Source organism: Serratia sp. CY40230 (genome assembly GCF_052168835.1).
GTDB lineage: Bacteria > Pseudomonadota > Gammaproteobacteria > Enterobacterales > Enterobacteriaceae > Serratia > Serratia nematodiphila.
The window spans coordinates 570,450-592,607 of sequence record NZ_JBJNLX010000002.1 but is presented as its reverse complement, the minus strand read 5'-3'; the positions used below and the strand labels follow the sequence as shown (position 1 = coordinate 592,607).

The 22,158-nt window shown below is 63.8% G+C and carries 22 protein-coding genes; 17 read left to right on the top strand and 5 right to left on the bottom strand.

Going from position 1 to position 22,158, the window contains the following annotated elements; genetic code table 11:
* Positions 1–188: 188 nt before the first annotated feature.
* The 9 genes from ACJ8IJ_RS10010 (at position 189) to modC (ending at position 8,901) form a co-directional block, all read left to right on the top strand.
* Positions 189–2,351 (top strand): TonB-dependent siderophore receptor, encoded by a 2,163-nt coding sequence (locus tag ACJ8IJ_RS10010; protein WP_442518595.1) that lies wholly within the window; start codon positions 189–191, stop codon positions 2,349–2,351.
* 4 nt (positions 2,352–2,355) lie between these two features.
* Positions 2,356–3,351, top strand: a complete 996-nt coding sequence (locus tag ACJ8IJ_RS10005; RefSeq protein WP_442518594.1) for an ABC transporter substrate-binding protein — start codon at positions 2,356–2,358, stop codon at positions 3,349–3,351.
* Position 3,352: 1 nt separating this feature from the next.
* Positions 3,353–4,108 (top strand): class I SAM-dependent methyltransferase, encoded by a 756-nt coding sequence (locus ACJ8IJ_RS10000; protein WP_049278110.1) that lies wholly within the window; start codon positions 3,353–3,355, stop codon positions 4,106–4,108.
* Position 4,109: 1 nt separating this feature from the next.
* Positions 4,110–5,135, top strand: coding sequence for a FecCD family ABC transporter permease (locus ACJ8IJ_RS09995; RefSeq protein ID WP_442518593.1), 1,026 nt, complete (start codon positions 4,110–4,112; stop codon positions 5,133–5,135).
* Positions 5,132–5,920, top strand: a complete 789-nt coding sequence (locus tag ACJ8IJ_RS09990) for an ABC transporter ATP-binding protein (protein ID WP_131164563.1) — start codon at positions 5,132–5,134, stop codon at positions 5,918–5,920. The genes ACJ8IJ_RS09995 and ACJ8IJ_RS09990 overlap by 4 nt, the downstream gene beginning before the upstream one ends.
* Before the next feature lie 145 nt (positions 5,921–6,065).
* The gene (locus tag ACJ8IJ_RS09985) at positions 6,066–6,215 is read left to right on the top strand and encodes an AcrZ family multidrug efflux pump-associated protein (protein WP_004939813.1); all 150 of its coding nucleotides are present in this window, start codon (positions 6,066–6,068) and stop codon (positions 6,213–6,215) included.
* Positions 6,216–6,373: 158 nt separating this feature from the next.
* Positions 6,374–7,147, top strand: a complete 774-nt coding sequence (gene modA, locus ACJ8IJ_RS09980; protein WP_075685567.1) for a molybdate ABC transporter substrate-binding protein — start codon at positions 6,374–6,376, stop codon at positions 7,145–7,147.
* On the top strand, positions 7,144–7,833 hold the full coding sequence (modB, locus tag ACJ8IJ_RS09975; protein ID WP_015377003.1) for a molybdate ABC transporter permease subunit: 690 nt from the start codon (positions 7,144–7,146) through the stop codon (positions 7,831–7,833). The genes modA and modB overlap by 4 nt, the downstream gene beginning before the upstream one ends.
* A complete protein-coding gene (gene modC / locus ACJ8IJ_RS09970) occupies positions 7,834–8,901 on the top strand; it encodes a molybdenum ABC transporter ATP-binding protein ModC (RefSeq protein ID WP_004939810.1) in 1,068 nt (355 codons plus the stop codon). It begins immediately after the preceding gene.
* A gap of 31 nt (positions 8,902–8,932) precedes the next feature.
* On the opposite strand, the gene ACJ8IJ_RS09965 is transcribed toward modC, so the two are convergent.
* Positions 8,933–9,751 carry a pyridoxal phosphatase gene (locus ACJ8IJ_RS09965; protein WP_171455030.1) on the bottom strand — a complete coding sequence of 273 codons (819 nt, stop codon included), beginning with the start codon at positions 9,749–9,751 and terminating at the stop codon, positions 8,933–8,935.
* A gap of 178 nt (positions 9,752–9,929) precedes the next feature.
* On the opposite strand from ACJ8IJ_RS09965, the gene pgl reads away from it, so the two are divergent.
* On the top strand, positions 9,930–10,925 hold the full coding sequence (gene pgl, locus ACJ8IJ_RS09960; protein ID WP_049187142.1) for a 6-phosphogluconolactonase: 996 nt from the start codon (positions 9,930–9,932) through the stop codon (positions 10,923–10,925).
* Positions 10,926–10,988: 63 nt separating this feature from the next.
* Here pgl and ACJ8IJ_RS09955 read toward each other — a convergent pair whose 3' ends face one another.
* A complete protein-coding gene (locus ACJ8IJ_RS09955) occupies positions 10,989–11,471 on the bottom strand; it encodes a kinase inhibitor (RefSeq protein WP_442518592.1) in 483 nt (160 codons plus the stop codon).
* Positions 11,472–11,503: 32 nt separating this feature from the next.
* Entirely contained in the window at positions 11,504–12,472 is a 969-nt protein-coding gene (gene dmeF / locus ACJ8IJ_RS09950; RefSeq protein ID WP_442518591.1) for a CDF family Co(II)/Ni(II) efflux transporter DmeF, read from the bottom strand.
* A gap of 78 nt (positions 12,473–12,550) precedes the next feature.
* Between dmeF and ACJ8IJ_RS09945 the strand changes: the two genes are divergently transcribed.
* Together ACJ8IJ_RS09945 and ACJ8IJ_RS09940 are read left to right on the top strand one after the other, a co-directional pair.
* Positions 12,551–12,826, top strand: a complete 276-nt coding sequence (locus tag ACJ8IJ_RS09945) for a metal/formaldehyde-sensitive transcriptional repressor (protein ID WP_004939805.1) — start codon at positions 12,551–12,553, stop codon at positions 12,824–12,826.
* Positions 12,827–12,828: 2 nt separating this feature from the next.
* On the top strand, positions 12,829–13,230 hold the full coding sequence (locus ACJ8IJ_RS09940; RefSeq protein ID WP_016928691.1) for a YkvA family protein: 402 nt from the start codon (positions 12,829–12,831) through the stop codon (positions 13,228–13,230).
* A gap of 4 nt (positions 13,231–13,234) precedes the next feature.
* On the opposite strand, the gene bioA is transcribed toward ACJ8IJ_RS09940, so the two are convergent.
* A complete protein-coding gene (gene bioA / locus ACJ8IJ_RS09935) occupies positions 13,235–14,509 on the bottom strand; it encodes an adenosylmethionine--8-amino-7-oxononanoate transaminase (protein ID WP_049276828.1) in 1,275 nt (424 codons plus the stop codon).
* A gap of 88 nt (positions 14,510–14,597) precedes the next feature.
* On the opposite strand from bioA, the gene bioB reads away from it, so the two are divergent.
* The 4 genes from bioB to bioD are packed head-to-tail and all read left to right on the top strand — an operon-like array spanning position 14,598 to position 18,204.
* Entirely contained in the window at positions 14,598–15,635 is a 1,038-nt protein-coding gene (gene bioB / locus ACJ8IJ_RS09930) for a biotin synthase BioB (RefSeq protein WP_004939801.1), read from the top strand.
* Positions 15,635–16,786, top strand: a complete 1,152-nt coding sequence (bioF, locus tag ACJ8IJ_RS09925) for an 8-amino-7-oxononanoate synthase (RefSeq protein WP_075684768.1) — start codon at positions 15,635–15,637, stop codon at positions 16,784–16,786. Before bioB ends, bioF begins: the two co-directional genes overlap by 1 nt.
* Positions 16,770–17,537 (top strand): malonyl-ACP O-methyltransferase BioC, encoded by a 768-nt coding sequence (bioC, locus tag ACJ8IJ_RS09920; RefSeq protein ID WP_015377013.1) that lies wholly within the window; start codon positions 16,770–16,772, stop codon positions 17,535–17,537. Before bioF ends, bioC begins: the two co-directional genes overlap by 17 nt.
* The gene (bioD, locus tag ACJ8IJ_RS09915; protein WP_021504003.1) at positions 17,530–18,204 is read left to right on the top strand and encodes a dethiobiotin synthase; all 675 of its coding nucleotides are present in this window, start codon (positions 17,530–17,532) and stop codon (positions 18,202–18,204) included. Before bioC ends, bioD begins: the two co-directional genes overlap by 8 nt.
* Positions 18,205–18,230: 26 nt before the next feature.
* Here bioD and ACJ8IJ_RS09910 read toward each other — a convergent pair whose 3' ends face one another.
* Positions 18,231–18,953, bottom strand: coding sequence for an ATP-binding cassette domain-containing protein (locus tag ACJ8IJ_RS09910; protein ID WP_049187151.1), 723 nt, complete (start codon positions 18,951–18,953; stop codon positions 18,231–18,233).
* Positions 18,954–20,061: 1,108 nt separating this feature from the next.
* On the opposite strand from ACJ8IJ_RS09910, the gene uvrB reads away from it, so the two are divergent.
* A complete protein-coding gene (uvrB, locus tag ACJ8IJ_RS09905; protein WP_442518590.1) occupies positions 20,062–22,074 on the top strand; it encodes an excinuclease ABC subunit UvrB in 2,013 nt (670 codons plus the stop codon).
* Positions 22,075–22,158: the final 84 nt, after the last annotated feature.

Here is a 22,158-nt window from a genome sequence, read left to right as displayed (position 1 = left end):
AGCGCATCCTGTCGGCGGCAAAAACCGTATTGTCGCCGATTTGGCGGCAAAGCGCCAAACGCAGTGCGCTGGAGAGCGGGGTAATAAAGACTGGTATTGTTTTGTTGTTATAATATAACATAACAGAAAAACAATAAGGCTTTACGCCGGCTGCGGCCGGTTTTTATTTCACCACAGGGATGCTCCACATGAGTACGACACGCTGGCGTCTTAGCGCGCCCAGAAAATCTTTATGCCTGGCCGCCGCCTGGGTCGCTGGCGCACTGACGGCGCCGCTGGCTTTCGCCGCCGACTGTGATAAAGCCCGCAATGCCACGGGATGCGAAGAACATCTCACCGTGGAGGCGGCGGCCCCCGCCGGGCGCTACGATGCGTTGAACGCCGTGAGCCGCAGCGCGTCGCAGCTCGGGCTGAGCGCTCGGGAGACGCCGCGCAGTATCGATATCATCAGCGCACGGGCGATCCAACAGCGGGGCGACCGCTCGCTGGCCGCCGCCGTTGAGCACGCCACCGGCCTGTCCGGCGTGGCCTCGCCGACGTTATCCAATAACTTTTCCGCGCGCGGTTTCCGGCCGATCGCCTGGCTGTATAACGGCGTAGAAATGCCCGGCAGCACGCTGCAGCTGGGCGATCCGGCGCATTACGACAGCATTGAGGTGCTGCGCGGGCCGGGATCGGCGCTGAACGGCCTGAGCGCCGCGGGCGGCAGCGTCAACCTGATCTCGCGGCGGCCGACCTTCAGCCGCCAGCCGTTCGAGCTCGATTATGGCCTCGGCAGCTACCGCAGCCAGCGCTTGCATCTGGGAGCCGGCGGTGCGCTGGTGGACGATGCGGTGGCGTATCGGCTGGACGTCAGCGGCAACGACAGCGGCAGCAATGTGCAGGACGAGCGCGATCGGCAGAAGCGGGTTTCCGGCTCGCTGCTGTTTAAGCTGACCGACGATGCGCTGTTGACGCTGAGCCTGGACCGCATGCTCAACCGCACCAACAACCCTTACTACGGCACGCCGCTGCTGGATGGGCGCATTGCCGGCGAGCTGCGCGACATCAATTACAACAACCTGACCGACAGCCGCATCCAGAGCAACGCCACCGCATTTCAGGCCAGTCTGGACTGGTTTATGACGCCCGAAGTGGAGTGGCATAACCAATTCTATTACTACAGCGGCTTTCGCGAATGGCGCAACGTCGAGCGTTTCCGCGTCGCGGCGGCGGCCCGGCCCGGCGACGTCAACCGCGACTCTTTCGGCGCCCTGGCACACGACGACGATCTGATCGGCAACCGCAGTTCGCTGGTGTTCGATCGCGCCATTGCCGGTTTCGATAACCGGTTGCTGGTCGGCTTCGATCTGAGCAAGCGGCATTTTCAGTACTACTCCAACGGTTTCCCCGGTTCCGAAGACGTGCCGCTCGGCGCGCCGCCCAGAGAGCCGTTCGCGCAGGGCACCGATCGCCAACGCGCGCCGGTGCGCCACGTCACCCAGAATCAGTACGCCGCCTTTCTTGAAGATCGCTTCAGCCTGACCGAGCGTTTAGCGTTGCTGGGCCAGTTGCGCTACAACCATATGGACATGGACTGGCGCTTCCAGGGGCCGCAGGAAGAGAGCCGCGCGCACACCTACGTGTTCAGCACCTGGAGCCTGGGCCCCAGCTATGCATTGACCGATAACCTCACGCTCTACGCCAACTACACCACCGGCCAGGAGCCGGGCAACGATCTGTTCTTCCTCAGCCCGACGCAGACCGATCGGCCGCTGACGCGAGCGCGCCAGTGGGAGGCCGGTGCCAAAGGGCAGTTTTGGGGTAACAAGGGCGAGGCGACGCTGGCGCTGTACGAACTGCGCAAGGACAACCTGTTTGTGCCTGACGCACAGCGGCCGGATGCGTTGAACGCGGTAGGCAGGCAGACGTCGCGCGGCATCGAGCTTGGCGTGGTGCTGCGCCCCGACGAGCGCTGGGAGTTGGCCGGCAACGCCGCCTACACGCACGCCCGCTACGACGACTATCGCGGCGGTAGCCCGCTGCGCAGCTACAACGGCAATCGCCCGGCCTATATCCCGGACTGGACCGCCAACCTCAGCGTGCATTATCAGGCGACGGAACGTTTGGGGCTGGCTTCTTCGCTGCGCTACGTCGGCAGCAGTTACAACGACGATGCCAACCGGCGCAAGATGCGCGCGTACACCACGCTTGATCTGGCGGCGGACTATCAGCTGACGCCGATCGTCGATGTCGGTTTCCGCATTCGCAACGCCACCAACCAGCTGTACGCCTATCAGCGCACCTACCCGGATCAGGCGCTGATTGCGCCGCCGCGTAGCTATGAAACCTTCGTCTCGGTCAGGTTCTGACGGCGTGAAACGCTCGCTTTACCTGTTGTTGTGCGTCCTGGGATTGGGCTGGGGCGCGCCGCTGCGTGCCGATGCCGTCAGCCTGCACAATTGCGGGGTAACGCGCGATTACCCGCAGCCGCCGCAGCGGGTGCTGGTTTACGCCAACCCGGCGCTGGAAAACCTGCTGGCGCTGGGGCTGGCCGGCCGTGCGATCGGCGTGATCGGGTATGACCGCGCGCGCGATCCCGCGCCGACGGCGCCGGCCGAGGCGCTGCGGGCGCCAGCCAGCCCGGCGCCGCCCACGGCGGAAGCGTTGCTGCTGATGCGGCCGGATTTTGTCTATTCGGCCAGCTATTACTGGCTGCACAGCCCGGAAACGCCCGATCGGGCGCGGCTGGCGGAATGGGGCATCGGCACTTATCTCTCTCCCGGCGCCTGCAGCGGCCAGCAAAGCGCGATCGCCGCCGCGCTGACGTTCGAAGACATTTTCACCGAGCTGCGGGAGCTGGCGCGTATCTTCAACGTCAGCCGCGCCGGTGAAGCGCTGATCGAACGGCTGCGCGGGCAGTTGAGGGTGCTTGAGCCGCAGCGCGCACAGCTGCCGCATTTGCGGCTGCTGTGGTGGTATGCCGGCGCGCAGACGCCCTATGTGGCCGGCTGCTGCGGCGCGCCAGGCTTGCTGAGCCGCAGCGTCGGCAGCGAGAACCTGTTCGGCGATCTGCCCGAGCTGTGGCCGACGGTGTCCTGGGAGATTATCGCCGCCCGCGATCCGGATGCGATCGTGCTTGGCGATCTGCCGCGCGGCGGCTTCGGGGACAGCGCGGCCGACAAGATCGCCTTTCTGGAGCATCACCCGCTGACCGCGACGCTGCGCGCCGTGCGTCAGCGGCGCTACGTGATCCTCCCCGGTTACGACATGGACCCTTCCGCCCGCACCGTGGCGGCGCTGGGCCGTTTGATTCGGGGCCTGGCGGCCTTGCCGCCGCAGGCTCCGACGCTTTCCAACAAGGAACCTTGATATGACTGCCGTTTCATTCTCTTCGCTGCTGGACTCCTGGGATCGCCAGCAGGCGGCCTACATCGCCGAACGCGAAGCGCGTTTTAACGCCCAGCTGGACGTGCTGGCGCTGGCCGTCGGCCAGGATTTTCACGTGCTGGATCTGGCCTGTGGCCCGGGATCGCTGAGCCTGCGTATTTTGCAGCGCTTTCCGCAGGCCAGGGTGACCGCCATCGATCTCGATCCGCTGCTGCTGGCGGTGGCGCGCGGCGCGCTGGCGGAGTATGGCGATCGGATCCGTATCCTGCAGGCCGATCTGGCGGATCCGGCCTGTTTTTCCGCGTTGTCCGGCCCCGCGCCGCAGGCGGCGGTGTCCAGCACGGCGCTGCACTGGCTGATGCCGGAACAGCAGCTGGCGCTGTTCCGCAACGTCGCCGGGCTGCTGGCCGACGGCGGCGTGTTCCTCAATGCCGATCATCAGCGCTGTGACCACCGTCAGCCGAGGTTGAAAGCGTTGGCGGAGCGGCACGACGAGCAGACCCAACAGCGCGCCTGGGACAGCGGCGTTGAGGATTGGGATCGTTGGTTCGCCGGCGCACTGCAATCGCCGGCCTTGGCCGCTTATCAGGCCGAGCGCGAAGCGCTGTTCGCCGGCCGCCCGGTACCGCCGCCGACGCCGGTGGATTTCCAGCTCGCGGCCCTCAGACAAGCCGGTTTCAGCGAGGCGGGGACGGTATGGCAACTGTTGGACGACTATGTGATCGCAGGCTGGAAATAGCATGAGCCGGCGGTTACTGCCCGGCCGTGAGGCCGGCTGGTTGTTGCTGCTGGCGGCGGCGCTGCCGCTGGCCCTGCTGGGCGCCACCTTGTCGGGGCCCGCGCCGATCGCGTGGCGCGACGCCTGGCGCATTGTACTCGGCGTCAGCGGCGGCGCAGCGTCCGATGCCGAGGTGTATCAGCGCATCATCTGGTCGCTGCGGATGCCGCGCGCGCTGTTGGCGGCGCTGGCCGGCGCCGGGCTGGCGTTGGCGGGCACCGTGCTGCAGTCGCTGACCCGCAACCCGCTGGCCGATCCCTGGGTGCTGGGGATCTCCTCCGGCGCCGGCTTGGGGGCGGTGACGGTGTTGGTGTTGGGGCTGGGAGGCGGCCTGCTGTCGGTGTCCGGCGGGGCGTTTATCGGCGCGCTGGCGGCGTTTGCGTTGGTGATGTTGCTGGCCGGGCGTTCGCTGCAGGGGGAGTCCACGCTGTTTATTCTGGCCGGGGTGGCGGTGACGCAGCTGCTCTCCGCGCTGACTTCGCTGATCACCCTCTGGCAGGCGGACGCCAACGCCACGCGCGGCGTGATGTTCTGGCTGCTGGGATCGTTCAGCGACGCGCGCTGGCCGCAGGTCGGGCTGTGCGGGCTGGCGCTGGCGGCGGCGCTGCTGCTTTGCTGGCTGCGGGCGGGTGAGCTGGACGCGCTGGCGTTTGGCGGCGTGACCGCCGCTTCGCTGGGGGTGGCGGTGGCCCCGCTGAAGCTGCTGCTGTATGTGGCGACCACCGCGCTGACGGCGGCGATCGTCGCGTTCAGCGGCGCGGTGGGGTTTATCGGGCTGACGGTGCCGCATGTCGCCCGGCGGCTGGTCGGTTCGCGGCATCGGCTGCTGTTGCCGGCCAGCGCGCTGTGCGGCGCGCTGTTCGCCGTGGCGGCGGACACGCTGGCCAGAACGCTGTTTGCCCCGCGCGAGCTGCCGGTCGGGGTGCTGACCGCACTGCTGGGGGTGCCGGTATTCCTGCTGTTGCTGTATCGGAAGGTCAATGCATGACGATTGAAAAAGCGCGCACTGGCCTGTGCGCCGAGGCGGTGAGCTGGCGAGCGGGCGCACGCACGGTGCTGGAAAATCTCAGTTTCTGCGCCTTGCCCGGTGAGGTCACCGGCGTGCTGGGCGTCAACGGCAGCGGTAAATCCACGCTGCTCAAGCTGCTGGCCGGGCTGCAGCCCGCCGCCGGGGGCCGCGTTTGGCTGGAAGGGCGCGAAATTACCGCGTTTTCCGGGCGGGAGCGCGCCAGGCGCATCGCCTTTCTCGAGCAATCCGCCCCCGGCGCCTTCGCGCTGCCGGTGAAGGAGGCGGTGCTGCTGGGGCGCCTGGCCCATACCGGCCGCTGGCGCGGCTTCGGCGCCGAGGATCGCCGCCTCGCCGGGCAGGCGATGGAGCAAGTGGGCATCAGCCACCTGGCCGATCGCGATTGGCAGCGGCTGTCCGGCGGCGAGCGGCAGCGGGTGCATTTGGCGCGCGCGCTGGCGCAGCAAACGCCGTGGCTGCTGCTGGACGAGCCCGCCAATCATCTGGATATCGCCCATCAACAGCAGTTTATGGCCTTGCTGCGGCGGCTGAAACTCAGCGTGGTGGTGACGCTGCACGATCTTAATCTGGCGGCCTGTTATTGCGATCGGATCGCGCTGCTGCAGCGGGGCGGGATCTGTGCGGCGGGCGTGCCGCGGCAGGCGTTGACGCCGGAGAACATTCACGCGGTATACGGGGTGGAGGCCAGGCTGGCGGCGCCCGCCGGCTATGCGCCGCCGTTGATCTATTACCCCGCGCCGGGATGAGGGCGGTTGAAAGGGCACGTTTGGCCGATCACAATTTCGCCTCGCTGGCTAAAATAACTCCGTTTTACCGATTTTTTTGGGTTAGAATAACCGGATATGCGGTGAAAGGCATTTGCCGCTCAATGGGCAGTTAAGCGAGGCTATCATGTTGGAATTATTGAAAAGTCTGTTGTTCGCCGTGGTGATGGTGCCGGTGGTCATGGCGCTCATTCTCGGCCTGATCTACGGTTTTGGCGAAGTGTTCAACGTCTTCTCCAAAGTGGGCCGTTCGAAAGAAAACCGCACCCAGCACTGACCGTTCCCCATCCCGATACCCGCCGGCATTCCCCGGCGGGCATTCCTCAAGTTATCTCACGCTTTGCCGATAAACCGCATGACAAGCTTTCGCGCAACGTTATATTATTTTTTATATAACGAAGAGTGATAATGCACGTTAACTTGCGGAGAAAAACAATGAAACAGCAATGGACCAAATGGGTTGGCGGGATCGTTCTGGCATCGGGCCTGGTGGCTCAGGCTTCGGCGGCGGAAAAGATCACCGTGTTCGCTGCCGCGTCGCTGACCAACGCGCTGCAGGACATCGCCACCCAATATCAAAAAGGCAAGGACGTGCAGGTGGTTTCCTCCTTTGCGTCGTCCTCGACGCTGGCGCGCCAAATTGAGCAGGGTGCTCCGGCCGATCTGTTTATCTCCGCCGATCAGCAGTGGATGGATTACGCCATCGACAAGCAGCAGATGGTGAAAGACACCCGTTACACGCTGCTGGGCAACGAACTGGTGCTGATCGCCGCCAAGAGCGATAAGCAAGACAAGATCGCCATCGACAAGCAGACCGACTGGGCCAAGCTGCTCAACGGCGGCCGCCTGGCGGTGGGCGATCCGGATCATGTGCCGGCCGGTATCTACGCTAAGGAAGCGCTGGAACACCTGGGCGCCTGGAGCCTGCTGGAGCCGAAACTGGCGCGCGCCAACAACGTGCGCAGCGCCATGGCGCTGGTGGAGCGCGGTGAAGCGCCGCTCGGCATCGTCTACGGCTCCGACGCGGTCGCCAGCGACAAGGTGAAAGTGGTGGGCGTGTTCCCGGAAGACAGCCACAAACCGGTTGAATATCCGATGGCGATGGTGAAAGATCGTCAAAATCCGACGGTCAGCGCTTTCTATACCTATCTGAAGAGCCCGGAAGCGGCCGCTATTTTCGAACATTATGGATTCACCCCGCGTAAATGATTCTGAGTGAGTACGAGTGGCAGGCGGTTGAGCTGAGCCTGAAAGTCTCCGGTTTGGCGGTGGTCTGCAGCCTGCCGTTCGGCATTCTGATGGCCTGGGTGCTGGTGCGTTGCCGCTTCCCCGGCAAGGCGCTGCTGGACGGCGTCATTCACCTGCCGCTGGTGCTGCCGCCGGTGGTGGTTGGCTATTTGCTGTTGATCGCCATGGGGCGGCGCGGCGTTATCGGCGAGTGGCTGTACGACTGGTTCGGTTTCAGCTTCAGTTTCAGCTGGCGCGGCGCCGCGCTGGCGTCGGCGGTGGTGGCGTTTCCGCTGATGGTGCGCGCCATCCGGCTGGCGCTGGAGGCGGTGGATACCCGGCTGGAGCAGGCGGCGCGCACGCTGGGCGCCAATCCGTGGCGGGTGTTTTTCACCATCACTCTGCCGCTGTCGCTGCCCGGCGTTATTGTCGGCGTGGTGCTGGCCTTCGCCCGTTCGCTGGGGGAGTTTGGCGCCACCATCACCTTCGTCTCCAACATTCCCGGTGAAACCCGCACCATTCCACTGGCGATGTATACGCTGATTGAAACGCCGGGGGCGGAGGCCGCCGCCGCGCGTCTGTGCGTGATCGCCATCGTGCTGTCGCTGGCTTCGCTGATGGTGTCCGAATGGCTGGCCCGCTGGGGCCGCAAACGGATGGGGGTGTAAATGCTGGAGCTGGATTTCTCGCAGCAGCTGGGCGACCTCAATCTCAACGTCCGCGCCGATTTGCCGGCGCAGGGCATCACCGCGATTTTCGGCCTGTCCGGCGCGGGCAAAACCTCCCTGATCAACGCCATCGGCGGCCTGACCCGTTTGCAGCAGGGGCGCATCGCGCTCAATGGCCGTACGCTGGTGGATACCGCCTCCGGCCTCTGCCTGCCGCCGGAAAAGCGCCGTATCGGCTATGTGTTTCAGGATGCGCGGCTGTTCCCGCACTACCGGGTGCGCGGCAACCTGCAGTACGGCATGGCGGCCGGCATGCGCGCGCAGTTCAATACCATCGTCGAGCTGCTGGGCATCGGGCCGCTGTTGAACCGGCTGCCGCTGACGCTCTCCGGCGGTGAAAAACAGCGGGTGGCGATCGGCCGCGCGCTGCTGACCGCGCCGGAACTGCTGCTGATGGATGAACCGCTGGCCTCGCTCGATCTGCCGCGCAAACGCGAGCTGCTGCCGTATCTGGAGCGGTTGGCGCAGGACGTGAACATCCCCATCCTTTACGTCAGCCACAGCCTGGACGAGATCCTGCGGCTGGCCGAGCAGGTGATGGTGCTGGATCGCGGCGAAGTGCGCGCGTTCGGCGGGCTGGAAGAAGTCTGGGCCAGCAGCGCGCTGCGGCCGTGGCTGCAGCGTGAAGATCAGAGCAGCGTGCTGCGCGTCAGCGTGATCGAGCATCATCAACGTTATGCCATGACGGCGCTGGCGCTTGGCGATCAAAGGCTGTGGGTCAGCGGCATCGACGCTGAATTGGGCACCCAACTGCGCATCCGCATCAACGCCGCCGACGTCTCGCTGGTGCTGCAGCCGCCGGTCAACAGCAGTATTCGCAACGTCTTGCCAGCCAAGGTGAGCGAGTGTCTGGACGTGGACGGGCAGGTGGAAGTGAAACTGGCGGTCGGCGAACACGTGCTGTGGGCGCGCATTACGCCATGGGCGCGCGATGAACTGGCGATCCGCCCCGGGCAGTGGCTGTATGCGCAGGTGAAGAGCGTGTCTATCAGCCGCGAGAGCCGCTAAGGCAGGCCCTCCCGGCGGGAGGGCGAAAAGACTACAGCACGCGGGTGCGGATCACCTCGGCGATGCCCGGCTGCAGGTTATCGGCGATCACCAGATCGGCACGTTCCTTGATGGCGTCATCGGCATTGCCCATCGCCACGCCCAACCCGACCGCTTCCAGCATGCTGATGTCATTGTAGTTGTCGCCGAACGCCACCACCTGATCCATGCTCAACCCCTGCGACTCTACCCATTGACGCAGGCGTTTGCCTTTGCTGTTGCCGCCTTTGGCGATATCCACCTGATCGTGCCAGGACCATTCGCACGCCAGCCCCAGCTCTTTTTCCACCGTGTCGGCAAACTCGCGCAGCGCCGGAATATCGGCGTGCGAGGTGGCGAATTTCCAGATCGCCTGCGCGTCGTCGGCCGCCTGCGTCAGGCTGCCGACCTGCAGCAGCGTCGGGCGCTGCGCCGGCGGCAGGGTTTCGGCCCAGGCCAGCGAGCGAATCACGTGGCCGCTCGGTTCCTGATACAGCATGGCGTCGTCAACGTACATCAGCCCGTGAATGTCGGTCTGTTTGAGCATCTGCAGCACCTGTTTGGCCTGCTCCTTCGCCAAGGGATCGGCGGCCAGCACCTTTTTCTGCTGAAAATCATACAGGTAGGTGCCGTTGCAGCAGATGGCCGGGGTATCTATCTGCAACGCCTGGTAAAACGGATGGATGGCGACGTGATGGCGGCCGGTGACCACCACCACCTGGACGCCGGCGGCGCGCGCCTGCGCCAGCGCTTCCAGCGACTGCGGTAAGATGCGTTTTTGGTTGTCCAACAGGGTGCCGTCAAGATCGAGGGCGATGACGCGGTAGCTCATAGGGTTCTCGTTATCGTTAGCCATAAAATTAATCCGATGGTACACCGGATAGCCTATGGAGAAAACCGCGTGAGCTTCCGGTGCTAAGCAGGGTTGCCATGCGACGGATGTGCGGTAAGCTAGGGGCAAGCGAACGGCCTGAAACCGGTTCCTCTTTTACCCTTTGCAAGGAGAACACATGAAGCAAATCGTTTATGTCGCCAGCCCGGAGAGCCAGCAGATCCACGTCTGGCAGTTGGACGACGCCGGCGCGCTGGCGCTGCTGCAAACCGTTGACGTGCCGGGCCAGGTGCAGCCGATGACCCTTCATCCGGACAAGACTCACCTGTACGTCGGCGTGCGTCCGGCGTTCGGTATCGTCAGCTACCGCATCGAGGCGGATGGCACGCTGCAGCAGGCCGGCATGGCGCCGCTGCCGGGCAGCCCGACCCATATCTCGACCGATTTGCAGGGGCGTTACCTGTTCTCCGCTTCCTACAGCGGCAACTGCGCCAGCATCAGCCCGATCGGCCACGACGGCGTGGTCACGGCGCCGATCCAACAGATCGACGGCCTGAGTGCGCCGCACTCGGCGAACATCGATCCGACCAACCAACTGGTGCTGGTGCCGTGTCTGAAAGAAGACCGCATTCGTCTGTTTAACCTGAGCCTGGCGGGCCAGCTGACGCCGCACGCGCAGGACGCGGTGGATATCGCCGCCGGCGCCGGTCCGCGCCATATGGCGTTCCACCACAACGACAAGTTCGCTTACTGCGTCAATGAGCTGAACGGCACGGTGGACGTGCTGGCCATTTCGGAAAACGGCGGCAAGTACAGTGTGACGCAGACGCTGGACATCATGCCGAGCGATTTCGACGGCACCCGCTGGGCGGCGGACATTCATATCACGCCGAACGGCCGCTTCCTGTACACCAGCGATCGCACCGCCAGCATTCTGACCCTCTTCAGCGTTTCCGAAGACGGCGGCACGCTGAGCGTGGTCGGGTATTATCCGACCGAAGCGCAACCGCGCGGTTTCAATATCGATCACAGCGGCCGCTTCGTGATTTCGTCCGGCCAGAAGTCCGATCACATCGCGGTGCATGAAATTGACCAGAGCAGCGGCGAGCTGACCATGCTGGCGCGTTATCCGGTGGGCAAAGGCCCGATGTGGGTGAGCGTGCTGGCGAAGTAATTCGGCGGGCAGAGTAGAAAAGCGCGGTGCGGTTGACCGCGCTTTTTTATAGGCGGAGATCAATCAGTTGAACATCACCGTCAGCGTGGCGCTGCCGAGACTGTGGAAATGGACGTTGAAGCCCACCAGCGCGCCGCTGGACCCTTCATCCACCTCGATGCTTTCCACGTCCAGCGCGTGCACGGTGAACTGATAGCGGTGGCTTTCGCCATTCGGCGGCGCGGCGCCGCCGTAACCGGCCGAGCCGAAGTCGGTACGGGTTTGCAGCGCGGCGTTCGGCAGCGGCGTTTTGCCGGAGCCTGCGCCCTGCGGCAGCTCACGCACGTCGGCCGGAATATTGGCCACCACCCAGTGCCACCAGCCGGAGCCGGTAGGGGCATCGGGATCGTACAGGGTGACAACGAAGCTCTTGGTGCCCTTGGGCACGCCGTCCCAGGCCAGGTGGGGCGACAGGTTATCGCCGTGGTAGTCCATGCCGTTGAAAACCTGCTGCTGCGGCATCTTGCCGCCGTCCTGCAGATCGTTGCTGTACAAACGAAAAGCCATAATGACTCCCAGTTGCGATAAAAGCAGAGCCCTTAAGCTAGATCTTTTCGGTGGAACAATACAACCCCTTGCGCCAACGGTGGGCGGTTGATCTCGACGGTAACGTGCACCAGTTCGGGATGCGCGGCCAACAGTTGGCGCACCCGGTCGGCGGTGAGGGCGCGATCGGCGCTGCTCAGGGCGAGGACGCAATGATATTTTCCTTTACCGATGCGGCCTAAATGCAAATCGGTCAGCGTGAGTGGGTGGCCGGAGGTGGCCAGGGTCTGACGTATCTCTTGCGCCACGGGGGCGTCCATTTCGGCATCCAGCAAAACTTTCCCGCTATCGCGCATCAGGCTATAGGCCCAGGCGGCCACCATCACCGCGCCGACGATGCCCATCAACGGATCGAGCCAGGCGGCGCCCCAAAGCTTGCCGCCGAACAGCGCGACGAGGGCCAACACCGAGGTGGCGGCGTCGGCGATGACGTGGATATAGGCGGAACGCAGGTTGAGGTCATGATGATGGTCATCGTGGTGATCCCCGTGGTGGTGATGGTGGCCGCCGCCGCGCAACAGCCAGGCGCAGAGCAGGTTGACGGCCAGCCCGATCGCGCCGATGGCGATGGCTTCGTTATAATGAATCGGGCTGGGATTCAGCAGCCGCTGCGCTGACTGAAACAGCATCAGCGCTGCCACCAGCACCAACAACACCGCGCTGGTGTAACCGGCCAGCACTTCTATCTTCCAGGTGCCGAGGCTGAAGCGGCGATCCTTGGCCAACCGGCGTGCGGCGCCGTAAGCCAGCAGCGACAAGCCCAGAGCCAGCGCATGCGAGCTCATGTGCCAGCCGTCGGCCAGCAATGCCATCGAGTTAAACAGCCAGCCCCCGGCTATCTCGATGACCATCATACTGGCGGTGAGTATCACCGCCCATCTGGTGTTTCTTTCGGCCAATGGGTTACCATCGTCAAAAACGTGGCTGTGCTCGCGGTGCAAAGCGGGCGCGTGAGACGTCATGGTGAAGTTCCTCAGCAAAAGGTAGTGTGCTGAAATATACTATACCCCAGTATAGTAAATAACAATCAGGCGGAAATAATGAGCCATACCCTCAGAGATCAAAAGAAGCTGTTGGCGCGGGTGCGCCGCATTAAAGGGCAGGCCGAAGCGCTGGAGCGCGCGCTGGAGAGCGGCGGCGAATGTTCTGCTGTGCTGCAGCAGATCGCGGCGGTGCGCGGCGCGGTCAACGGTTTAATGGCGCAGGTGCTGGAAGGGCATGTGCGCGAACATCTGGCTGCCGCGGACGCTACGCCGCAGCAGCGCGAGCAGGACATCGAGCAATTGATGACCGTTTTACGTTCTTATATGAAGTAATCATGATTTCACTGAAAAAACGCACGCCGTGGTTCGGCTGGCTGCGCCGTTGGGCCAAAGGCATCAAGCGCGATATCTACGCGCTGTGGCTGGCCGCCCGTGATAAGCGCACCCCATGGTACGCCAAGCTGATCGCGCTGCTGGTGGCCGGCTATGCGATCTCGCCAATCGATCTGATCCCGGATTTCATTCCGGTGCTGGGCTATCTGGACGATGTGATCATCGTGCCGTTGGGCATCATGCTGGCGGTGCGCCTGATCCCCAAGCCGCTGATGGCCGAGCTGCGCGAGAAGGCGCAAAAGCGCGTCGACAACCCCACCGGCCGCATGGCGGCGGTGATGATCATTTTACTCTGGCTGCTGTGTCTGGGATTGCTGGCCCGCTATCTGGACCAGCATTGGTAAGGCATTAACGCGCGGCGGCGGCCACGGCGGCGGTCAGGCGGCTGAGCTGTTCCGCTTCGATGATGTAAGGCGGCATCAGGTAAATCAGTTTGCCGAACGGCCGGATCCACACCCCGCGCTCGACGAACCCGCGCTGCAGCTCGGCGACATCCACCGGTTCGCGCATCTCCACCACCCCAATCGCCCCCAGCACCCGCACGTCCGCCACTTTCGGCAGCGCCGCCAACGGCAGCAGTTCTTGCTTCAGCTGGGCTTCGATGGCGCTCACCTGCGCCTGCCAGCGATTTTCCGCCAGCAGCGCCAGGCTGGCGTCCGCTACCGCGCAGGCCAGCGGGTTGCCCATAAAGGTTGGCCCGTGCATAAAGCAGCCGGCCGCGCCGTTGCTGATGGTCTCCGCCACGTGGCGGGTGGTCAGGGTGGCGGACAGGGTCATGTAACCGCCGGTCAGCGCCTTGCCCAGGCAGAGAATGTCCGGCACCACCTGCGCGTGTTCGCAGGCGAACAGCTTGCCGGTGCGGCCGAAGCCGGTGGCGATCTCGTCGGCGATCAGCAGCACCTGATGACGATCGCACAGCTCGCGCACCCGCTTGAGGTAGGTTGGGTGGTAGATGCGCATGCCGCCGGCGCCTTGCACCACCGGTTCCAGGATCACCGCCGCCACTTCACCGGCGTGCTGCTCCAGCAGCGCGGCGAACGGCGCAATGTCTTCTTCGCGCCATTCCTCGTCGAAGCGGCACTGCGGCGCGGTGGCGAACAGGTGCGGCGCCAGATAGCCCTGATAGAGGCTGTGCATCGAGTTGTCCGGATCGCAGACCGACATCGCGCCGAAGGTATCGCCGTGATAGCCGTGGCGCAGAGTGAGGATGCGCTGCCGGCGCTCGCCGCGCGCCTGCCAGTACTGCAGCGCCATCTTCAGTGACACTTCCACCGCCACCGAACCGGAATCTGCCAGGAACACGCACTGCAGCGCTTCCGGCGTCATCGCCACCAGCCGACGGCACAGCGAGATGGCGGCCGGATGGGTGATGCCGCCGAACATCACGTGCGACATCTTCTCCAGCTGCTGGCTGGCGGCCTGATTCAGACTCGGATGGTTGTAACCGTGGATCGCCGCCCACCAGGAGGACATGCCGTCCACCAGGCGCCGGCCATCCGCCAGCTGCAGCTCGACGCCGCTGGCCGACTCGATCGGGTAACAGGGTAACGGGCGGCTCATGGAGGTGTAGGGGTGCCAGATATGACGTTGGTCAAACGCCAGGTCGGAAGCGGTGACAGACATACTTGTAAACCAAATTGAATTAAGATTGGTTGACAGTATATCCACAATATTTAAACTGGCGACACTTTTTCGTTTTGGAGACGCCATGATGGCCGACCGCATTCACTGGACAGTAGGGCAAGCCCAGGCCCTGTTTGATAAACCGCTGCTGGAACTGCTGTTCGAAGCGCAAACCGTACACCGTCAGCACTTCGACCCGCGTCAGGTGCAGGTCAGCACGCTGCTGTCGATCAAAACCGGCGCTTGCCCGGAAGACTGCAAATACTGCCCGCAGAGCTCGCGCTACAAGACCGGCCTGGAGTCGGAGCGGTTGATGCAGGTCGAGCAGGTACTGGAATCGGCGCGCAAGGCCAAGGCGAACGGCTCGACCCGTTTTTGCATGGGCGCGGCGTGGAAGAACCCGCACGAGCGCGATATGCCTTATCTGCAGCAGATGGTGCAGGGCGTGAAAGCGATGGGCATGGAAACCTGCATGACGCTGGGCACGCTTGACGGTACTCAGGCCGAGCGGCTGGCGGAGGCCGGGCTGGATTACTACAACCATAACCTCGACACCTCGCCGGAGTTCTACGGCAGCATCATCACTACCCGCAGCTACCAGGAGCGCCTGGATACGCTCGACAAGGTGCGCGACGCCGGCATCAAAGTATGCTCCGGCGGCATCGTCGGGCTGGGTGAAACGGTGCGCGATCGCGCCGGGCTGCTGGTGCAGCTGGCCAACCTGCCGAAACCGCCGGAGAGCGTGCCGATCAACATGCTGGTAAAGGTGAAAGGCACGCCGCTGGCGGATAACGATGACGTCGATCCGTTCGATTTCATCCGCACCATCGCGGTGGCGCGCATCATGATGCCGGCCTCTTATGTCCGTCTCTCCGCCGGCCGTGAACAGATGAATGAACAGACGCAGGCGATGTGCTTCATGGCCGGCGCCAACTCCATCTTCTACGGCTGCAAGCTGCTGACCACGCCGAACCCGGAAGAAGATAAGGATCTGCAGCTGTTCCGCAAGCTGGGGCTCAACCCGCAGCAGACCGCAACCGAACACGGCGACAACCAGCAACAGCAGGTGCTGGCCAGGCAACTGCTGAACGCCGATACCGCCGAGTTTTACAACGCGGCGCCGTGATGAGCTGGCAGCAACGCATCGAGCAGGCGCTGGCAGAGCGGCGCCTCAACGCCGCCTACCGCCGGCGACAGACCACCGAGGGTGGCAACGGCCGCCAGATCCGGCTCGGCGATCGTCTCTACCTGAACTTCTCCGGTAACGACTACCTGGGGCTGAGCCAGGATGCGCGGGTGATCGCCGCCTGGCAGCAGGGCGCGCAGCGTTACGGCGTCGGCAGCGGCGGTTCGGGCCACGTCACCGGCTTTAGCGCGGCGCATCAGGCGCTGGAAGAGCAACTGGCGGCGTGGCTCGGCTATCCGCGCGCGCTGCTGTTCATCTCCGGTTACGCCGCCAACCAGGCGGTGCTGGCGGCGTTGATGCAGAAGGGCGATCGCATTTTGGCCGATCGCCTCAGCCATGCCTCGCTGCTGGAGGCGGCGGCTCAGTCGCCGGCCGAGCTGCGCCGCTTCCAGCACAATCAGCCGCAGGCGCTGGCGGATCTGCTGGCCAAACCCTGCGACGGGCAGCGGCTGGCGGTGACCGAAGGGGTGTTCAGCATGGACGGCGACGGCGCACCGTTGGCGGAGCTGCATCGCTTAACCCGCGCGGCGGGCGCCTGGCTGATGGTGGACGATGCCCACGGCGTCGGCGTGCGCGGCGAGCAAGGCCGCGGCAGCTGCTGGCAGCAGGGCGTGCGTCCTGAACTGCTGGTGGCGACCTTCGGCAAGGCGTTCGGCGTCAGCGGCGCGGCAGTGCTGTGCGATGAGGCGACCGCCGAGTATCTGCTGCAGTTCGCTCGCCATCTGATCTACAGCACCGCGATGCCGCCGGCGCAGGCCTGCGCACTGCAGGCGGCGCTGGCCTGCATTCGAGAGGGCGATGAACTGCGCGCCCGGCTGCAGGACAACATCCGGCGTTTCCGCCAGGGCGCGGCGCCGCTGGCGCTTACCCTGACGGATTCCGACACCGCCATCCAGCCGCTGCTGGTGGGGGACAATCAGCGTGCGCTCGATCTGGCGACCCGTCTGCGCGATCGCGGCCTGTGGGTGAGCGCCATCCGTCCGCCGACGGTACCGCCGGGCGGCGCGCGGCTGCGCATTACCCTGACGGCGGCGCACCAGCCGCAGGATATCGATCGCCTGCTGGAGGTATTGCATGACGTCAGCCAATGACACAGTGAACAAACAGGCGGTCGCCTCGGCCTTCAGCCGCGCGGCCGGCAGCTACGACGCCGCCGCCGCGCTGCAGCGTGATGTTGGCGAGCGCTTACTGGGGATGGGGAGTTCCCACCCGGGCGAACGGCTGCTGGATGCCGGCTGCGGCACCGGCTATTTCAGCCGTCTGTGGCGCGAGCGCGGCAAGCAGGTGACGGCGCTCGATCTGGCGCCGGGGATGTTGGCATTCGCCCGCCAGCAACAGGCGGCGCACCATTATCTGCTGGGCGATATCGAGCAGGTGCCGTTGCCCGACGCGGCGATGGACATCTGTTTCAGCAGCCTGGTGGTGCAGTGGTGCAGCGATCTGCCCGCCGCGCTGGCAGAGCTGTATCGCGTCACCCGGCCCGGCGGTGTGATCCTGTTCTCCACGCTGGCGGCGGGCTCGCTGCAGGAATTGGGGGACGCCTGGCAACAGGTGGACGGCGAACGTCACGTGAACGCCTTCCTGCCGCTGGCGCAGATCCGCGCCGCCTGTGCCGACTATCGACACGAGCTGGTGACGGAGCTGCGCACCCTGAATTACCCGGACGTGATGACGCTGATGCGTTCGCTCAAGGGCATCGGGGCGACGCATCTGCACCAGGGACGCGAGGGCGGCCTGATGTCGCGCGGCCGCCTCGCCGCGCTGCAGGCGGCTTACCCGTGCCGGCAGGGGCAGTTCCCGCTCAGCTATCATCTGGCTTATGGAGTGATTTATCGTGATTAAACGTTGGTTCGTGACCGGCACCGACACCGAAGTGGGGAAAACCGTCGCCAGCAGCGCCTTGCTGCAGGCCGCCAATCTGGCGGGCTACCGCAGCGCCGGCTATAAGCCGGTGGCTTCCGGCAGCGAGATGACCGCCGAGGGGCTGCGCAACGGCGACGCGCTGGCGCTGCAGGCCAACAGCGGCGTGGCGCTGGGGTACGACGAAGTGAACCCTTACGTTTTTGCCGAACCGACTTCGCCGCATATCGTTAGCGCCGATGAAGGCCGGCCGATCGACGCAGCTCGGCTGTCCGACGGCCTGCGCCGGCTGGAACAGCGCGCCGACTGGGTATTGGTCGAGGGCGCCGGCGGGTGGTTTACTCCGCTGTCGGCGCAGTACACCTTCGCCGACTGGGTGCAGCAGGAGCAACTGCCGGTGATCCTGGTGGTGGGTATCAAACTGGGTTGCATCAACCATGCGGTGTTGACGGCGCAGGCGGTGCAACAGGCGGGGCTGACGCTGGCCGGTTGGATCGCCAACGACGTGGCGCCGCCGGGGCGGCGGCATCAGGAATACCTGGCCACGCTGCGCCGCATGCTGCCGGCGCCGCTGCTGGGTGAAATCCCGCACCTGCCGCAGGCCGAACGAGCGCCGCTGGGGCAGTATCTGGATATCAGCCTGTTATAAACTCTCAATGAGGGAGCCTCGCTCCCTCATCCTCCGTCCTGTCCTGCCAGCCCGGCGCCGATCAGCGCCTCATCCAGCTGCGTCAGCGCGCCGTGCGCCACGGTGCGCCCGCTATCGAGCAGACAAAAGCGGTCCGCCACCCGGCGCACGAACGGCAACTGATGCTCTACCAGCAAAATGGTCATGCCCAACTCAAAGTTGAGCCTGCGGATCACGTTGCCGATGTCGGCGGCGATCGAAGGCGGCACGCCCGCCGTGGGTTCGTCGAGGATCAGCAGTGCCGGTTCCTGCGCCAGCGCACGACCGATCGCCAACTGGCGCTGGGCGCCTGCGCACAGATCGCCGGCGCGGCGGGTACGCATCTGGCGCAAATTGGGAAACAGGCTGTAGATCAGCGGCGGAATGCGGCGAGGGGCGCCGCGCACGGCCATCTGCGCCACCTGCAGATTCTCTTCTACGCTCAGCTGCGAGAAGAGTTGCCGCCCTTGCGGGACGTGGCTGATGCCGAGTGCGGCGCGGCGCTCCATCGGTTGCAGCAGCAGGTTTTGCGGCGGCTGATCTGCCGGCTGCCAGGTCATGCTGCCGCTCACTACCGGCAAATGCCCCATGATGCAGTTGACCAGCGTGGTCTTGCCCACGCCGTTGCGCCCGAGCAGCACGGTGCACTGGCCGCGCGGCAGCTCCAGGTTGATGTCCCACAGGGTGTGGTTTTGACCGTAGAATTGATTGACCGATCTCAGGCTCAGCATTTGGCATTCTCCTCATAGACGCTCGTTTCACTCGTTGGCGGGGGACAGCAAAGGCCGCATGCGCGGCGAATTTCCCGAGTGTGGCAATGTCTGGAACAAGATGCCGTCCGTCCGATGAGCCAGAGCAAGGTCTGCGGTGGACGGAATGACAGTCAATATGTCGTTAAAAACGACGCTTGTGACGACTTGGTGTCGTTCTTGCGCTTTTACAGGCGATAGCACCGCGAGGGGTACACGCTGCGGCTGGCAGCGCATCACGCCGCCGCACCGCATTGATACGCAGGAAGATAAAGCAACTCCCAGGCCAATTTTGTCGCCGGGTGAAAACGGGAGGTTGTTATCGCCTTGTTAACCGCTAATCAGGCCTGACGCGCTCTGCCGCGGCGGCCTGAAAATACGCCGGGAAGTTAACCCGGACGTTTTTTGCACTCTTGTGGTGCTCTCCGGTGAGGGCGTGGTGCAAGGCATTGCGCCGCCGTCAAGCGCGATACGCGAGAAAGGGGGCAATGAGATTTTGGCAATGGGGATTTTTAGTATTAATCGGCATAAACAAAGCGATATTTTTATGAAAAAATAACTAAAAAAGCCATTTTGGCGAGTGTAAAGGGCGAAAAGCTTTCTTTCTGTAACTCCCGCCCCGGGCGGGGCGGTGAGAGTTATCCACTATTCCTGTGGATAACCTTGTGCATTAGATTTAGAAAAACGCTGTAAAGCGAGAGCCGACGCGGGTTCTGTTCGCTTTGCCCGCATTCTCGTCTTTTTATTAAATATCTTATATATCAATAGATTAATTAAAATCAAGACACAGGGGTATTGATCAGGTCTCTATGTATGATTTTTCGACGCGGTGCTATCAATAAGTTAATTCGCGGCAAGTTCTGGGGATAAATCTGTTATTGACAATAAAAATGTCACCCGGCTGTAACCTCACGGTGCAACGGCATCGCCGCCGTGCCGGGCGCAGCGACGAATCCGCTTGAAGCTGGTTTTATATCCAGTATCATGAGCACTGGCGCAAATCGCCGACACTTTCCATAATTAGGGGCCATGTCCGGCGCAGAGCCGGCTGGCCGCCTGAGCGCGCGCATCTCCACAGGGTAGCCGAGCAATGAGTAAACTTTTCAAACTGCATTCCGAGTTCAAACCGGCCGGCGATCAGCCGGAAGCCATCCGCAAGCTGGAAGAGGGGCTGGAAGACGGCCTGGCGCACCAGACGCTGCTGGGGGTCACCGGTTCGGGCAAGACATTCACCATCGCCAACGTGATAGCCGATCTGAATCGGCCGACCATGGTGCTGGCGCCGAACAAGACGCTGGCGGCGCAGCTGTACGGCGAGATGAAAGCGTTTTTCCCGGAGAATGCGGTGGAATACTTCGTCTCCTACTACGACTACTTCCAACCGGAAGCCTACGTGCCCAGCTCCGACACCTTCATTGAAAAAGACGCTTCGGTGAACGAGCACATCGAGCAGATGCGTCTTTCCGCCACCAAGGCGTTGCTGGAGCGGCGCGACGTGGTGGTGGTGGCGTCGGTGTCGGCGATCTACGGCCTGGGCGATCCGGATCTTTACCTGAAGATGATGCTGCACCTGACCCAGGGGATGATCATCGATCAGCGCTCCATTTTGCGCCGCCTGGCGGAGCTGCAGTATTCCCGCAACGATCAGGCTTTCCAGCGCGCCACCTTCCGCGTGCGCGGCGAGGTGATCGACATCTTCCCGGCGGAATCGGACGAGCTGGCGCTGCGCGTCGAGCTGTTCGACGAAGAAGTGGAACGGCTGTCGCTGTTCGATCCGCTGACCGGGCAGATTGAGCAGGTGGTGCCGCGTTTTACCATTTACCCGAAGTCGCACTACGTGACGCCGCGCGAGCGGATCATGCAGGCGATGGAAGAGATCAAGGTCGATCTGGCGGACCGCCGCAAGGTGCTGCTGGCCAACAACAAGCTGCTGGAAGAGCAACGCCTGACGCAGCGCACCCAGTTCGATCTGGAGATGATGAACGAGCTGGGCTACTGCTCGGGCATCGAAAACTACTCGCGCTACCTTTCCGGGCGCGCCGAGGGCGAGCCGCCGCCGACGCTGTTCGACTACCTGCCGGCGGACGGCCTGTTGGTGGTCGACGAATCCCACGTGACCATTCCGCAGATCGGCGCGATGTTCAAGGGCGACCGCGCGCGCAAGGAAACGCTGGTGGAGTACGGCTTCCGTCTGCCGTCGGCGCTGGACAACCGCCCGCTGCGCTTCGAGGAGTTCGAGGCGCTGGCGCCGCAGACCATCTATGTTTCCGCCACGCCGGGCAAATATGAGCTGGAGAAATCCGGCGGCGATCTGATCGATCAGGTGGTGCGCCCGACCGGGCTGCTGGATCCGATCGTGGAAGTGCGGCCGGTCGCCACTCAGGTGGACGATCTGCTCTCCGAGATCCGCAAGCGCGCGGCGATCAACGAGCGCGTGCTGGTGACCACCCTGACCAAACGCATGGCGGAAGACCTGACCGAATACCTGGAAGAGCATGGCGAGCGCGTGCGCTACCTGCACTCGGACATCGATACCGTGGAACGGGTCGAAATCATCCGTGACCTGCGTCTGGGCGAGTTTGACGTGCTGGTGGGCATCAACCTGCTGCGTGAGGGCCTCGACATGCCTGAGGTGTCGCTGGTGGCGATTCTGGACGCCGACAAGGAAGGCTTCCTGCGTTCCGAGCGTTCACTGATCCAGACCATCGGCCGCGCGGCGCGTAACCTGAACGGCAAGGCGATCCTGTATGGCGATCGCATCACCGATTCGATGGCCAAGGCGATCGGTGAAACCGAGCGGCGCCGCGCCAAGCAGCAGGCCTATAACGAAGCCAACGGCATCGTGCCGCAGGGGCTGAACAAGAAGATCGGCGATATTCTGCAGATCGGCCAGCCGGTCAACCGCGCCAAGGGTAAAGGCAGGAGCAAGGCGGCGGACGGCGGCGCTCAGCTGCAGAACCTCACGCCGAAAGCGCTGGATCAGAAAATCCGCGATCTGGAGGCGCAGATGTACACCCATGCGCAGAACCTGGAGTTTGAGCAGGCGGCTGCGCTGCGCGACGAAATCCACCAGCTGCGCGAGCAGTTCATCGCGATTTCCTGACCGTTGGACGGCGCCCGCGCTGTGGGCGTCAAAATTCCTTGTCGGCCGCGTCAAAGCTGTTATGGTGTGCGGCCCGATTTGACC